Source organism: Hyphomonas chukchiensis (assembly GCF_000682695.1).
Taxonomy (GTDB): Bacteria; Pseudomonadota; Alphaproteobacteria; order Caulobacterales; family Hyphomonadaceae; genus Hyphomonas; species Hyphomonas chukchiensis.
In genome coordinates this window covers 173,003-187,823 of sequence record NZ_AWFG01000001.1, presented here as the reverse complement: position 1 = coordinate 187,823, position 14,821 = coordinate 173,003, and the positions used below count along the sequence as shown (strand labels likewise).

Genomic DNA, 14,821 nt, shown 5'->3' with positions numbered 1-14,821 from the left:
TGAGGCGTTACGAAGGCCTTAACTGCCCCGCCATACTTGCGACATGAAAGGATGTGCATAGAGTTGCGTATCCAACAGGAGAGATTTGCCCATGCGTCCCGCCAGAGCCGTGATCGTGTCCCTTGCTGCCCTTGCAGTATCTGCCCTTCCCGCCCTGACGCAGGAGGGCGGCAATACAGACGAGATGGATGCCGCGCTCGCCGCCGGCTGGAAAGCCAGTTTCACCTGCTCTGACCTGTTCAATGCCGGCCAGTCCATGGCGGAGATCGAGCAGAACGATCTCTCGGGCATCTATCCCGATTACCAGCGCGCCTATGACAAGCTGCCCGGCGCGCAGGTGAACACGCTGCAGAAGACGGTCTCGGTGACTTATTCCGCCAACATGCCGCCGCGCATTGCGGCCTGGCGCCCGGGCTTTGGCTGTACGCAGCTGCCGATCGGGGCCGATGCGGGCCAGATTGCCTTCCTGCCGCATTTCGCCAGCTGGCCCGCTACGCCTGCGGCTGACCGGGGCAGTGCCATCGGCTCGAACGTGAAGATCCAGCTGCGCACCGAAGAGGCCGAACGGCTGGAACTGCCGGTCTCGTCGGCCTTTGACGAGCGCACCTATGGCAATGGCACGCGCACGAGCGCGGTGCTGGTCGTGCGGGACGGTCAGGTCGTGGCCGAGCGCTATGCGCTTGGTGTGGACCATGAGACGCCGCAACGGACCTGGTCTGTCGGCAAGTCCATCGCGGCCACCGTGCTGGGCGCAGCGCGGCGCAACGGCATCATCGATATCGACTACCCGGCCGTGATCGACGCCTGGAACAATGGCGCCGACCCGCGCCGCAACATCACGATCCGCAACCTGATGAACATGGGCAGCGGCCTCGACAGCGGCGAGAGCGGCTCGCGCACCGACCGGATCTATTTCGGCGGCGGGCGTGTGGTGGACCAGGCGGCGACCAAGGTGCTGGAAGCGGCGCCGGGCACGCGGTTCAAATATGCCAATGACGACACGCTGATCGCGATGCGCGCCCTGCGCGAGGCGATGAAGGATGACGATGCCTTCCACCGTTTCCCGTATGAGAAAGTGCTGAACAAGATCGGCGCGGCGCATACGACAATGGAGATCGACTGGAACGGCGATTTCATTGCGTCGAGCCAGGTCTGGTCGACGGCGCGGGATCTGGCCCGTGTCGGCCAGCTCTACCTGCAGGACGGCATGTGGGGCAATGAGCGCCTGCTGCCGGAAGGCTGGGTGAAATTCGTGCGCACGCCGGCCCCGGCCCAGCCTGCGACCGGCCCCGGCTATGGCGCGCAGTTCTGGCTGATGACGGATGCGCCGGGCGTGCCGTCGGACGTGTATTACATGGCCGGCAACCGGGGGCAGTATGTCGTCATCGCGCCGAGCATGAATGCGGTGATCGTGCGGCGCGGCTATGACGCCAATGGCGGGGCCAAGTTTGAGATCAATGACTTCACGCGCGACGTGCTGCTGGCGCTGCAGGCGGCCGACAATGAGCGTGCGGCCCAGCGGTCGCAGGCCGAGATTGAGGCCCAGATGGAGAACATGACGGCGAAGGAGCGCGCGAAATTCCTCGCCGACCAGCAAGCCATGCAGGCCCAGCCGAACTAGGGCCGAAGGGGCCTATTTCGTGCCCATGCTTGATTCGGGCAGGGGCTTGAGATTGCTGATCGTCTGGTGTTCGGCCTCGCTGAACTCCTTCATCATGGCCGAGCCATTGATGGCGACATCGACGCGGGAGATGTGCGTGCGGCCGTCGGGCGCGCGGGCGCAGTCGAAATTCAGCTTGAAGGATTTGATCTTGGCAATGGGCAGGGGGCGGAACGGCTTTTCCGAGACCATCTCGACCGACAGGATGGCGGGATTGTCCTTGGCGACGACGACCTTGCCGGTCAGGTATTTGTAGATGTCGTCGAGATCGTCGGGCTTGGCGCCTTTCTGCGGCTTGAACGTATAGGTCGCGGTCGTGGGCGATTCGGCGACGAGGGCCGCATCGGCGGGGATGTTCTCGCCGAAATGCTGGCACCAGATGTCGCCGTCGGTGTCGGCGTCCATCTGCTTGACCAGTTTGCGGAAATCATCGGTCCAGTCCTTCTGTGGCGGCGTGATGACGTTGAGGCGCTCGCCTTCCGGCTTCGACGGGTCAACGCGGATCATGGCCTCGGTGTCGCTGTTCTGGACCACGACGTCGAACATGTAGAGCGGGCCGTCTGCCGGGGCGGCGAGGGCATCCTCCAGCGGGGTGCCTGCGTGGGCAGAGAGCGGCAGCAGCGCCGCGAGGGCGAGCGGGAGGTAAGCGTGGCGCATGATCTGTCCTTCGGTTCGGCGTGAGGGTGTGTCAGTACAGGCTTCACCTGAACCGGGCCTGAAAATAAAGAGGCAACGGACCCGTCTTGCGTTAGTTTAATCCTGACATGCCCGATAGCGCCGCCCTGACATTCACCCTGCCGGAGCCCTTTGCGGGCTGGTTCGCCGCGCGTGGCTGGCAGGCGCGCGCGCACCAGCTGGCGCTGACCGAGGCGGCGCTGGCGGGCGAGAGCGCGCTGCTGATTGCGCCGACGGGCGGGGGCAAGACGCTGGCAGGGTTCCTCGCGAGTCTGATTGAATTGTCGGACAAGGGGCGGCGATCCAATACCGGCATCCCGGCGCTGCACACGCTCTATATCTCGCCGCTGAAGGCGCTGGCGGTGGATGTGCAGAGGAACCTGATGGCGCCGGTGGGGGACATGGGGCTCGATATCCGTATCGAGACGCGCACGGGCGACACGCCGAGCCATGTGCGCCAGCGGCAGCGGCGCAATCCGCCGGACGTGCTGCTGACGACGCCGGAGCAGCTGGCGCTTTTCATTGCGTCGGACCATGCGAAGGACTTCTTCGCAGACCTGAAATGCGTGATCATTGACGAGGTGCACGCGATGGCCGCGTCGAAGCGGGGGGACTTGCTGTCGCTTGGCCTCGCGACGCTGGCGGAATGGGCGCCGGCCTGCCGGTTCATTGGGCTCTCCGCGACGGTGAAGGAGCCGGAGGAACTGGCGCGGTGGCTGGATGTGAGGGCGGGAGCGGAAGATTCTCCCCCCTGCAAGGGGGGAGTTAGAGGGGGGTCTGTTCCCTCATCTGACAATGACGCGCTGGCGGATGGACCGGGAGCGGACCCCCACCCAGCCTCCCCCTTTCAGGGGGAGGAGCCGACGGCACGTGCGGCAGGTGGTGTGAGCATCATACGGGCGGAGGGCGGGGTTTCAGCTGAGGTCGATATCCTTGTGTCGCGGGAGCGGATTCCGTGGTCGGGGCATTCGGGGCGGTTCGCCGTGCCGGAAGTGTATGAGGCGATCAAGAAGGCGAAGATGGCGCTGGTGTTCGTGAATACGCGCAGCCAGGCCGAGTTCATGTTCCAGGAGCTGTGGCGGGCGAATGAGGACGGGCTGCCGATTGCGCTGCACCATGGCTCTCTGGCGAAGGAACAGCGCGTGCGTGTCGAGGCGGCGATGGCGGCGGGGCAGCTGAAGGCCGTGGTCTGTACCTCGACGCTCGATCTCGGCATCGACTGGGGCGAGGTGGACCTCGTGATCCAGATGGGCGCGCCGAAAGGCGCGGCGCGCCTGATCCAGCGCATCGGCCGCGCGAACCACAGGATGGACGAGGCGAGCCGGGCCGTGCTGGTGCCGACGAACCGGTTCGAGGTGCTGGAATGCCGCGCGGCGGAGGCGGCGGTTGAGGCGGGCGAGATTGACGGTGAGGGATTGCGCCAGGGCTCGCTCGACGTGCTGGCGCAGCATGTGATGGGTCGGGCCTGCGGCGACGGGTTTGACCTTGCGCCGCTGTACGACGAGATCATCCGCGCGGCGCCCTATGCGTGGCTCGACTGGGAGACGTTCGAGCGGATTGTCGATTTCGTGGCGAGCGGCGGCTATGCCCTGAAGACCTATGACCGGTTCCACCGGATCGTGCGGCGGCCGGACGGGCGCTGGGTGGCGCGCACGCGGCAGGACGCGCAGCAGCACCGGATGAATGTCGGCGCGATTGTCGAGGCGGTGCAATTGTCGGTGCGGCTCGCGACCTATGTGGGGAAGGGGCAGGCGGGCGATTCCAAGCGAACCATGCGGGCGGGTCACAAGCTGGGCGAGGTGGAGGAATATTTCATCTCGTCACTGGTGCCGGGCGACACGTTCCTCTTCGGCGGGGAAGTGCTGCGCCTGATCGGCGTCGAGGGACTGGACGCGCTGGTGGTTCGGGCGGTGGGCGAGAAGCCGGCCATACCGAGTTATAATGGCGGGAAATTTCCACTGACCACATTCCTCGCCGAGCGCGTGCGCCAGATGATTCATGATCCGGCGCAATGGGACGCACTGCCAGGGCCCGTGCGCGAATGGTTCGAGGTGCAGGTGCGTCGCTCCAGCATTCCGCCGCCGGATCATTTGCTTGTCGAGACCTTCCCGCGAGGCGAGCGGCATTACATGGTCTGTTATCCGTTCGAGGGGCGCCTCGCGCACCAGACGCTGGGCATGCTGCTGACGCGGCGGCTGGAGCGTATGGGGGCCAAACCGCTGGGCTTCGTGGCGAGCGAATATGCCATGTCGGTCTGGGCGATGGAGGACATGTCAGGGCTCGACATGGGCGACCTGTTCCATCCGGACATGATGGGCGACGATCTTGAGGAATGGCTGGACGAGAGCGCGCTGATGAAGCGGACCTTTGCGCATTGCGCGCAGATCTCCGGCCTGATCGCGCGCAACCTTCCGGGCAAGGAGAAGAATTCGCGGCAGGTGAGCTTTTCGTCGGACCTGATCTATGACGTGCTGCGCAGCCATGAGCCGGACCATATCCTGCTGCAGGCGGCGCGGCAGGACGCGGCGACGGGCCTGCTCGATGTGCGGCGCCTGTCGGACATGCTGGTGCGGATACGCGGCAAGATCGACCACAATGTGCTGGACCATATCAGCCCGTTCGCCGTGCCGGTGATGCTGGAGATCGGGCGCGAGCCCGTGTTCGGCGCCTCGGTGCAGGACGCCGTGCTGGGCGAGGCGGAGGCGGATCTGGTGCGGGACGCGATGCGGGATTAGAGGGCGGGCAGGTAAAGGCCCTCACCTCCCACGCCCTTTGGGCGCGGGTCCCTCCTCTCCCGCAAGCGGAAGAGGGGTTTACCGCTCTACACCTCTTAACCCCTCTCCCTTTGGGAGAGGAGGGACCCGCTGCCGGAGGCAGTGGGAGGTGAGGGCTTTAGCCGCTCAAACACGCCATGCACCAGACGCTTCCAGAAGCCGAGGCGGCGCTCGGATACTTCGGCCAGCAGGAAGCAGGCGACCAGCGTGACGGCGGCCATCAGCGCGGCGTGCAGCGGTTTGGCGCTGTCATAGGCGGGCAGGCCGTGCAGGAAGGTCAGGATCGGATAGTGGAAGAGGTAAAGCGAGAAGGTTGCTCCGGCGCACCAGCGGATGGCCGTCTCGGCGCGGGCGCCCAGCCAGTCGGCCTCGCGGGCGAGGCGGTAGACGCCGAGGAAGTGCAGGGCCATCAGGACGGCGATGCCGAAGTTCCAGACGAACTCGTCGGAAAAGCCGAAGAGGGCGTTGGGCGTGATCTGCTCGCCGAGCAGCTTGTAGGTGTACCAGGTCAGGCGCTGGGGCATGTGCAGGGCGAGGGCGAAGGCATAGATGGCCCAGGGCGCGATGGCGAGTAGCCAGCCGGTTGTGCGTGACAGAGAAGCGGCGTGGCCGCGCGCGACCAGCTGTTGCAGGCCGACGCCCAGCAGCCAGCACGGCCCAAGCAGCAGCACGCGGGGGCCGACGACCAGCGCCATCAGCGCGAGGAGCAGGATGCGCGTGCGGCCTTTGCAGAAGACGGCGACACCGAAGCCGGCATAATACCAGGCCTCATAGGCGACCGACCAGAACGGGCCATTCGAGCCGACGCGGGTGTTGTCGGTCCACATCTGCGTCGTGAAGGTGAGGCCCTGAAGGAGCTGGGCGATACGGTCTTCGCCATTGTACCACCAGCCCTGATAGGCGCCGGGAACGGTGAGCGTGCCGAGCGTGTCGAGGGCGAAGGTGAAGATCAGTGCCGGAATGATGACGGAATAGAGCCGGGCGATACGGGCCTCCGCATAGGCGGCCGGGCCGCGATCGCGCGCGAACGTGGTGAAGGCAATGACGAACCCGGAGAGGACGAAGAAGACGACCACGGCGTCGCTGCCGAGGTTGAGCGTGCGGATCCAGGCCATGCTGCCATTGGTGAAGCGGTCATAGCCCATGTGCGAGGCGAACACGACAAGGGCAGCGAGGAAGCGCAGGGCATCGAGATAGATGGAAAAACCGCGGGTCATTCAGCGGCCACCTGCTGGGCGGCGCGCCGGGAACGGAGGGCCTTTGCCGCTTCGGTGAAAGGCACGGCATAGGCGGTGACGAGCGATGTGTACACCTGTGGCTCGGGCACGCCATTGGCATCGGCGACGCCGAACTGAAGCGCCTCGCGGCCCTGCGGAATGTAGAGCGTGCCAAAGGCCCAGTCCCAGATGGCGAAGACGAGGCCATAGTTCTTGTCATGATGGCGCGGGGCCATGGAATGGTGGATCTGGTGCTGCGCGGGGCTGATGAAGATGTGGTCGAGCACGCGTCCGAAATCGAGCCAGATGTGGGAATGGCGCAGGGCCCCGCCCGCAAAGTTGAAGGCGGCGAAGACGACGCTGATGCCGAAGAGGGTGGCCACGTCATACATGCCGAAGAGGCCGTAGATGACGCCGATCACCGGGCCGATGCAGATCGCGCTCATCAGGGCGAGCAGGAGATCGAACAGCGGATGGTTGCGCTTGGCGGTCAGCAGCGTGAGGTGTTCGGCGCTGTGATGCAGCTTGTGGAATGGCCAGAGGACCGGGTTCTCGTGATGCAGGCGGTGGTTCACGTAATAGGCAAAGTCGGCGGCCAAAGCGGCGAGGAAGGCCGCGAGCATGAGCATGGGAAAGGAGAGCGTGCCGTCGGTTGCCTCGCCATGCAGGCCCGTGCCGATCTGGCGGGCGACGAAGGCGACGATCAGGAGCTGCAGCCCGCGCGTGAGCAGGATGCGCAGCGGATCGAACAGGTGATTGGCGAGGAAGACTTTTGCGTCGACGAGGGACGAGCGCGACAGATAGATGTGCGAGGGGACGAGGAAATTGACGAGGCCGGTGAAGCCTTCTTCGCGGATGGCCTTGCGGTTGACGAGCCAGATCAGGCTGCCGATCAGCAGGAAGGCGGCAAGGCCGGTCCAGTGCGTGCGGTCGCCGGTGCCGAAGGGCAGGAGGCCGAACAGCCAGTGTCCCACGCGCTGCGCGATGCCCGGGGCATCACTCAGGGAGACTGCGGATTCGACCATCACCTACGACCTCGGCACGCCATTTTTTGTCTTTTGCCTCAGCCGGTTCTAGGGAAACATGTTTAAAGCCGTGTAAAGACAGGTGATTTTGCGGGGGGCGGAGGCCTTGTGGAACAAGCGTTTGACCCGGTTCGCGATGCGGGCCACTTTCGGGATCATGACTGCTGTTGCTGCGCGCCCCTCGGATACGATGCTGCATCTTGCCGGCGAGCTGCTGTTGCCGCTGCCGGAAGGGGCGCTCTGGTGGGCGGCGGAGCGCGTGCTGGTCGTGTCCGACCTGCACCTTGAGAAGGGCAGTGCCTATGCAGCGCGGGGGCAGATGCTGCCGCCCTATGATACCGGCGCAACGTTGAACCTGGTGGAGCGGCTCTGTGCAGCGCTGCGGCCACGGACCGTGATTTCGCTGGGCGACAGTTTCCATGACCGGGCGGCCGAGCTGCGCCTGCCCGCTCCTTACGCGGCGCGGATACAGGCGCTGACCGGCGCGCATGACTGGGTCTGGGTGGAGGGCAACCATGACCCCGATCCGCCAGCGCACCTTGGCGGGCGCGCGGCGAAAGTGCTGCGCATCGGGTCGCTGGTCTTCCGGCATGAGCCGACGGGCGAGGCGGGCGAGATTGCCGGGCACCTGCATCCGGCGGCGAAGGTGAAGGGGCGCGGACGCATGGTGCGGCGGCGCTGTTTTGCCAGCGACGGGGCGAGGCTGGTGATGCCGGCCATGGGCACGTTCACCGGCGGGCTGAATGTGCTGGACGCGGCTTTCGCGCCGCTCTTCCCGGAAGGCCTGATGGCCTTCGCGCTGGGCGGCGAGCGCGTGTTTGCGGTGTCAGCCAAGAGCCTCGTGCCGGACGTGGCCGCGAGCCGCTGGCGGTTTTGAAACCATGGCGGGCGGGGGCGTTACATCAATTTTGCCACGCTGGACCAAGGATCTCCGGTTCGGCAGGACATTTGTCTTCAACACTTTTTTGTTCGCCTATGTTGCTGTCTACGCTTTGGGTGAAGCGGCAAAGGCCTCTCCGCATGCAGGATCGCTGCGAAATGCTATAGTGGGCCTGACAGTGGTGGGGCTGGCAAGCCTGTCGCTTGTCCTTGTGGGACTGGTGCGGCAGCGACCCCAGCATGTTGTCCGGGGGACGCTGCCCGTCAAAATGTGGGAGCGTTTTTTCGCCTTAGCCATCGATCTTCATGCGATCTTTGTGATCAGTCTGCCCTTGCTGCTCCTGCCGGACCTATTGATCGATTGGGGACAGACTGGCCAGTTCCATTTGGTCCCGTCGCCTGACGCGATCGCGAACCCCTCGCTTTGGCCACCCGCCTTTATGCTTGTTGCCATGTGCCTGTATGTCGTGTTTTTACCCCGATCCGGGCGGTCGACTTTGGGGCAATATGTAATGGGTTACCGTATCGTGCCGCTGGATGATTTCGGCGCGAAGCCGCAATATTTTCACCGCGTCATTTTAGCCTATTTCCTGATGTGCTGCATTTTTGCCTGGGGTTACTTGTTCAGACAAGAAGAGGGCGTCTATTGGTGGGAGCGCAAGACCCATACGATTGCGATGAGAACAACGTACACAGAGGTCTGATCAGCCCTGCGCATTCTTTGCGCGGGAGAGGAGGGCGCCGCAGGGGGCGTCCTGGCCGCTGCCTGTTTCGATGAAGGGGAGGGCGGCGAGCGGGCCGGCGACGTTGGCGAGGACAACCGCGAGGCCAACCTGCAGCACCGCCTTGCCGTTCAGCGGATTGACGCTGGGATTGCGCAGCGTGCCGCCGAGGGAGACATTGCCGACAAGCGTGCCCCATGAGGCATCCTTGGCGTCGGAGCGGATCTTGATGTCGAGCGCTTCGGTCTCGAAATCCACATCGCCTTTCATGACGATGAGGCTGTCTTCCGTATCGAGCACGGCGGGGTTGAGTGTGCCGATGCCCTTGTTGATGTCCATGACGACGGCGAGGCAGCGGGCGGGCGTGAAGACCGGATCGGCCTTGTCTTCAGAGGCAAGGAGGACGAGCGCCTCGCCGATGTCGAGCCCCAGCGCCTCGCTGCCGAGGGCGAGGACCTGCGTATCGGTCGACCAGAGCGACAGGCTGCCATTGGCCCGGCCGAATGCGTCGCGCAGCCGATTGCCGGACATGTCGGCCTTGAACTGGCCGTCGACATTGCCGCGCGCGATCTTGTCGAGCGACAGGCTGGCAAGGGCGACATGGTCGAGCGAGCCGACCACATTGGTCTGGGCGGGCTGCTGCGTGCCGTCGAGTGTGGCATAGGCGGTGATCGTGCCCTCATCGAAGGCGAAGCGGGCGAGCTTGGCCTTCACGACGCGGCCGGTGATGTCGAAGTCGAGTTCGACGCCGGTGAGATCGAGCGTGGAATTGATCACCGTATCGGCGACATAGTGGACCTTGCCGTCAACGGCATCGAGACGGGCAAAGTCGATCTCGATATTGGGAATGAGGCGGTTGCCGCGCTGGTAGGCCTGCTTGGCGCGGCGCTGGGCCTTGCCGACGGTCTCGCCATTGCCGGTGCCGAAGGGCAGGGCGAAGATGACGCCGAGATCGTCGAAGTCGAGCTGGTGGGACTTGATGTCGGCGGTGATATAGGGCGTGTCCTGATCAAGGTCGACGAGGATGGATCCGGCAAGATCACTGTCGCCGACCGTGCCGGCAATGTCGTCGAGGTCATAGGCGCCGGGCTCGATGGAGAGCTGGGCGGTGAGATTGTAGGGCGGCGTATCCGGCGCCGCGAGGCCGACGAGGCGGGCAAGGTCGGCCATGTTGTCGCCCTTGATGCGGACGCGGCCGCCGAGCGTGTCGCTTTTCGAGGCCTTGGCGGTGCCTTCGAAGCGGACTTCGGAATCGGCGCCGGTGGCGTGGAGGGTTACGTTACCGCTTTGCACCGAGCCCTTGGCGGAGACGAGTTTCAGCGTGCGCTCCGGCTTGTCCGCATTGAAGGCGAGGTCGATATTGGCGACGTCGATATGGTCGACCCATTTGCGCACATCGGGCCGGGCCGTGTTGTTCTTGGTGCCTGATCCGGCGAGGTTGATGCGGCCATTGCGGGCGCTGACGTCCGAGAGCCACGGGACACCGGGGAGGAAGCCGAACAGATTGGCGGAGAGGGCGCCGGTTTCGACTTCGGCCAGGCCTGGCACATCGGCACCGGAAACGGCGAGCGTGCCGAGGGCGGGAAAGCGCAGGTGTGCGGAGGCGACTTTGGCGCCGTCCGGCCCCCAGGCATTGAGGGCGCGGTTGACCAGGGGCGTGGCGAAACGCGGCTGCGTCATGGCCAGAAGGAAGGCGAGGACGAGCACGGCGAGCGCGAGCAGCGCGGCGCAGATATAGAATGCGGTCCGCTCAAGCGAACTGAGGCCGGAAAGGGATTTCATTTTCCCCTAACGTGCCGGAACGGCTTTGGTTCATTGCGCATGGCGCAGGCTTGACGATAGGATTATATACCCATTATACAATGCGCAGGACAGAACAGGGCCATTTGCCATGCAGCACCGGGATATCTGGCGGGGAATCGACCAGCTGGCGGCGCATCACGGCCTCTCGGCCTCGGGCCTTGCGAGGCGCGCGGGGCTGGACCCGACAGCGTTCAACCCCTCGAAACGCGAAGGCGCCGATGGCCGCCCGCGCTGGCCCTCCACCGAGAGCCTGGCGCGCGTGCTGGAAGCGGTGGGCAGCGGGTTTGATGACTTTGCCGCCATGGTGGAAGGGCGACGCGGCGGGCTCGCGCCGCTGATCGGCTTTGCGCAGGCGGGGCGGGACGGCTTCTTTGACGATGCGGGTTTCCCGGTCGGCGGCGGCTGGGAAGAGGTGCGGTTTCCGGGGCTTGGCGACGAGGCGGTCTATGCGCTGCAGATCAGCGGGGATTCCATGGAGCCGGCCTATCGCGCAGGCGACCGGATCATCGTTGCGCCGGGCGCCGAGGTGAAGCCGGGTGACCGTGTGGTGGCGAAGACGACCGGCGGCGAAGTGATGGCGAAGGTGCTGGAGCGGCGCAATGCGCGTGTCGTGGACCTCGCCTCTCTGAACCCGGACTATCCGGTGCGCAGCTTCAAGCCGAACGAGATTGCGTGGATCGCGCGGATCCTGTGGGCGAGCCAGTAGGGGCGGATGACCGACGGCGTGGAGGCATTTGAAGAGACGGGACGGTTCTGGGTTCGGGATGCCTTGTCGGAAGCGGAACTTGCACTGCTGGATGAAGCTTGCCGAGTCGAGGCAAGGCCCGGTGTCCGGCTGAAATGGTCTGACGCCCTGCGGGTGGTGCTGGGACCAGACAGTTCGATCGGGCGACTTTGTGAAACCCTGCAGGCGGGCGCAAAGCCGGTACGCCTTGTTGCCTTCGACAAGTCAGCGGACGCGAACTGGGGCGTGCCGTGGCATCAGGACCGGGTCATTGCCGTGCGCGAGCGGCAGGATCTGGAAGGCTATGGCGCGTGGGTAAAAAAGGACGGATTCTGGCATTGCGAGCCGCCGATAAACATCTTGCAGTCGATGTTCTTCGTCCGGGTTCATCTTGATGCGGCAGATAATAGCAATGGCTGCCTTGAGCTTGCGCAGGGGATGCACACGTTGGGGCGCATCGCGTCGGACCGGGCAGGGGAGATCGCGACAAGCGCACCGGTCGAGATGTGCCATGCGCGCAGGGGTGACTTGTTGTTTGTGAAGGCCTTGATGCTACACCGCTCGTCATCATCAACCACTTCAGGCGAGCACCGGCGTGCACTGAGAATCGACTATTCTAGTGAGCAATTGCCTTCGCGGCTGGAATGGGTGAGCCATTGAGGTCAGCCTCCTAAGGAGGATGAGGGGTGGCGTGCGTCGCTGCGGGCGCTTGTGTTTGAGGGTGATCCTGTGACCCCTCACCCCCGGCCCCTCTCCCGAGGGAGAGGGGAGGGTTACCAGTAGGTCTCCATGATCTCTTTTGACCAGCCGGGTTCGCGCAGGGTGCCCCTTGGCTGGAAGCCGGACATGACGGGTTTGATGTCGAGGACCGGCGTGCCGTCGATGGCGTCGAGGCCCTTGAGGTGGAGCACTGTGCCGTCGACGGAGAGGATTTCGCAGATCGTGGCGCCGAGCCGGTTGGGCCGGTTCTTGCCGCGCTGGGCGAAGATGCCGATTTTCGGCCAGTCCGTATTGCCGCGCGGGTGGCGCGCACCGGTGACGATCTTGGCGTCCGGCACCTGGTCGAACAGGAAAATCACTTCGGCATGGGAGAAGGTGTCGAGGCCCATCAGGGCTTCGGCGTCGAAGACCGATGTGTCGAGCTCGATCCGGGCAGGCACGCTGTCCCAGTCATCATCGATCGCTTCGGCGCGGTCGCAGCGGACATGACCGATGGGCCGCAGGATAAAGGGGTCTGACATCACCGGATCTCCTCTGTTGAGACCCTGAATTGCACATTCAGGGGGAAATGGCGATTTCGCACATGCACCACATTCTCTGCTTGCCCTAAAGTCAAACTGGCGCCACAAACCCACCCCATGGATTGGGGCAAGCTCAGATCTTTTCACGCGGCAGCCGAAGCAGGCAGCCTGACATCTGCGGGCGAACGGCTCGGGATATCGCAGTCGGCTGTCTCGCGCCAGATTGCGGCGCTGGAAGAGGCGCTGGGCGTCTCACTGTTCCAGCGGCATGCGCGCGGGCTGGTGATGACGGATTCAGGCCATACGCTCTATCGCTCGACGATGGAGATGGCGGCGGCAGCCACTTCGGCCAATGCCGCGCTGAAGGACCAGCAGGATACGCCGCAGGGCGAGCTGATCGTGTCGGCGCCGGTGGCCTTCGGGTCGACCTGGCTGGTGCCCCGGCTTGGCGGGTTCACGCGCAAGCATCCGGACCTGCATCTCGACCTGCGGCTCGACGATAATGACTATGACCTGCTGAAACTGGAGGCGGAATGCGCCATCCGGCTATGGGCGGCGGACAAGGCGGACCTGATCCAGCGCAAGCTCGGCACGGTGGCGACGAACCTCTATGCCTCGCCGGAATACCTGAAGCAGAACGGCATGCCGCGCACGCCGCAGGACCTCGATAATCACCGCATCATTGCCTATGGCGACGAAAGCTCGCTGCTGAACGTGATGAGCTTTGCCTGCCGGGTGGGCCGTGATGACAGCCCGCCGCGCCCGGCCTCGCTGAAGCTGAACAATGTGTTCGCCATGCTGCGGGCGGTGGATGCCGGGCTCGGGATTGCCGATGTGCCGGACTATATGGCGAGCACAATGCCGCGCCTTATCAAGGTGTTACCTGACCATGTCGGGCCGATTTTCGACCTCTATTTCGTCTATCCGAGCGACCTGCGCCGGTCGAAGCGCGTGGCAGCCTTCCGCGACTTCGTGACGGCGGAGACGGAGGCCTTGCGGCGCCCGTCCATGCATCAAGGCTAGTTTGAACGTTTGATGAATTGCATTTGTGCATGGGTGACCTGCTGTCATGCAGGTTGTGCTGCAGCTGCGAAGCTTTATCTATGGGTCATGCCTTGGGCCCCGGGCATTTCCCAATCTCCTCCGATTGGGCGTTTCCTCCCCCCTTCGGGGCCCAATACTCATCAGCCCGGCGCGTTCATTCGCTGCCGGGCTTTTTTTTATTCCGCGCACGCCAAGGGGCGCCCATCGCGGCGCGGCAGGCTGTCCAAACGGTAAAAATGCATTCGTTTGTTTTCACTCTACCAAAGCGCGAAGAGGGCAAAGGGCGCTGAAGGCCGCTAACCCGGCGGGGCATGCGCCTTGTAATGCGCAGCAGCATTGGTGAATTCGAGGGCGTCGCGCAGGTCTTCCTCGAGCCCGAGACGGGCGAGGCGGGGGACATAGGCGAAATTGAAGGGGACGGGGCGCGGGCTGTCTTTGGCGGCGCGGCGGGCGAGAAAGCGCGCGAGGCGTTTGGCGTGATGGTTCGGGTCGCCAAGGACCAGGGTGAGCGCGATGAGGCGGTCTCTCAGCCGGGCGGCCGTTTGTGGCGTGGCGGGCCTCGCTGGCGGTTTTGGAGGGGCTGGCGGGCCGTCGAGGTAGCGGATGCGGGGGCCGGTGGGTTTGGGACCGCGTGCGGGGGCTTCGGTGAGGCGGAACAGTATTTTCCGACCACGCTGGGGAAGACCGGGGTCCGTTGCGGATGGGAGCGGGACCGGACGGGATGAGGCCCCGGCTTTCGCCGGGGACGCGGGTCCAGGGGCCGTGGATGCGGGCGTGAGGGTGATGGTGGGGGCGAGGAGATAGAGGAGGCGCCTTGCGAGGGCTTCGGCCGGTTTCAGGATGGCGAGGATTTTCGCGGCGACGCCCTTGGGCAGGATGGCATCGGCTACGGGGCCGAGCAGGTCCGCGGCCATGAGCACCACGCGGTCAAGCCGCGCCCAGCCTTCGGGCGCCACGATCTCCATGTCCTGTTCATCGAGCGGAAACATGAGGCAATTGTAGGCATGGTTTTGCGGGGGGCGGATAAGTCGCCGGTTTTCCTACACTTGCCGCGCCA

The 14,821-nt window shown here is 64.7% G+C and carries 13 protein-coding genes; 7 read left to right on the top strand and 6 right to left on the bottom strand.

Translation table 11 applies throughout. The annotated features are described in order from the left end of the window. The first annotated feature begins 91 nt into the window (after positions 1-91). Positions 92-1,621 (top strand): serine hydrolase domain-containing protein, encoded by a 1,530-nt coding sequence (locus tag HY30_RS00910; RefSeq protein WP_081811989.1) that lies wholly within the window; start codon positions 92-94, stop codon positions 1,619-1,621. Between the two features lie 12 nt (positions 1,622-1,633). On the opposite strand, the gene HY30_RS00905 is transcribed toward HY30_RS00910, so the two are convergent. Further along, positions 1,634-2,317 carry a hypothetical protein gene (locus tag HY30_RS00905; RefSeq protein ID WP_034735990.1) on the bottom strand — a complete coding sequence of 228 codons (684 nt, stop codon included), beginning with the start codon at positions 2,315-2,317 and terminating at the stop codon, positions 1,634-1,636. Between the two features lie 107 nt (positions 2,318-2,424). Here HY30_RS00905 and HY30_RS00900 point away from each other — a divergent pair, with 107 nt between their 5' ends. After that, positions 2,425-5,070, top strand: a complete 2,646-nt coding sequence (locus HY30_RS00900) for a ligase-associated DNA damage response DEXH box helicase (protein WP_034735987.1) — start codon at positions 2,425-2,427, stop codon at positions 5,068-5,070. Positions 5,071-5,165: 95 nt separating this feature from the next. Here HY30_RS00900 and HY30_RS00895 read toward each other — a convergent pair whose 3' ends face one another. After that, the gene (locus HY30_RS00895) at positions 5,166-6,326 is read right to left on the bottom strand and encodes an acyltransferase family protein (RefSeq protein ID WP_034735985.1); all 1,161 of its coding nucleotides are present in this window, start codon (positions 6,324-6,326) and stop codon (positions 5,166-5,168) included. Next, positions 6,323-7,351 (bottom strand): sterol desaturase family protein, encoded by a 1,029-nt coding sequence (locus HY30_RS18925; protein WP_051614579.1) that lies wholly within the window; start codon positions 7,349-7,351, stop codon positions 6,323-6,325. Before HY30_RS18925 ends, HY30_RS00895 begins: the two co-directional genes overlap by 4 nt. Before the next feature lie 157 nt (positions 7,352-7,508). On the opposite strand from HY30_RS18925, the gene pdeM reads away from it, so the two are divergent. Continuing rightward, positions 7,509-8,228 (top strand): ligase-associated DNA damage response endonuclease PdeM, encoded by a 720-nt coding sequence (gene pdeM, locus HY30_RS00885; RefSeq protein ID WP_155839202.1) that lies wholly within the window; start codon positions 7,509-7,511, stop codon positions 8,226-8,228. Positions 8,229-8,232: 4 nt separating this feature from the next. Then, positions 8,233-8,934, top strand: a complete 702-nt coding sequence (locus HY30_RS00880) for an RDD family protein (protein WP_034735981.1) — start codon at positions 8,233-8,235, stop codon at positions 8,932-8,934. Here HY30_RS00880 and HY30_RS00875 read toward each other — a convergent pair whose 3' ends face one another. Further along, on the bottom strand, positions 8,935-10,734 hold the full coding sequence (locus HY30_RS00875; RefSeq protein ID WP_034735978.1) for an AsmA family protein: 1,800 nt from the start codon (positions 10,732-10,734) through the stop codon (positions 8,935-8,937). A gap of 109 nt (positions 10,735-10,843) precedes the next feature. On the opposite strand from HY30_RS00875, the gene HY30_RS00870 reads away from it, so the two are divergent. After that, positions 10,844-11,461, top strand: a complete 618-nt coding sequence (locus HY30_RS00870) for a S24 family peptidase (protein WP_034735976.1) — start codon at positions 10,844-10,846, stop codon at positions 11,459-11,461. A 6-nt stretch (positions 11,462-11,467) separates the two neighbouring features. Then, positions 11,468-12,139, top strand: coding sequence for a phytanoyl-CoA dioxygenase family protein (locus tag HY30_RS00865; protein ID WP_034735974.1), 672 nt, complete (start codon positions 11,468-11,470; stop codon positions 12,137-12,139). A gap of 113 nt (positions 12,140-12,252) precedes the next feature. Here HY30_RS00865 and HY30_RS00860 read toward each other — a convergent pair whose 3' ends face one another. Beyond that, the gene (locus HY30_RS00860) at positions 12,253-12,720 is read right to left on the bottom strand and encodes an SAM-dependent methyltransferase (protein ID WP_034735971.1); all 468 of its coding nucleotides are present in this window, start codon (positions 12,718-12,720) and stop codon (positions 12,253-12,255) included. Between the two features lie 117 nt (positions 12,721-12,837). Between HY30_RS00860 and HY30_RS00855 the strand changes: the two genes are divergently transcribed. Continuing rightward, entirely contained in the window at positions 12,838-13,743 is a 906-nt protein-coding gene (locus HY30_RS00855; protein WP_034735969.1) for a LysR family transcriptional regulator, read from the top strand. Positions 13,744-14,060: 317 nt separating this feature from the next. Here HY30_RS00855 and HY30_RS00850 read toward each other — a convergent pair whose 3' ends face one another. Next, positions 14,061-14,753, bottom strand: coding sequence for a hypothetical protein (locus HY30_RS00850; RefSeq protein ID WP_034735967.1), 693 nt, complete (start codon positions 14,751-14,753; stop codon positions 14,061-14,063). Positions 14,754-14,821: the final 68 nt, after the last annotated feature.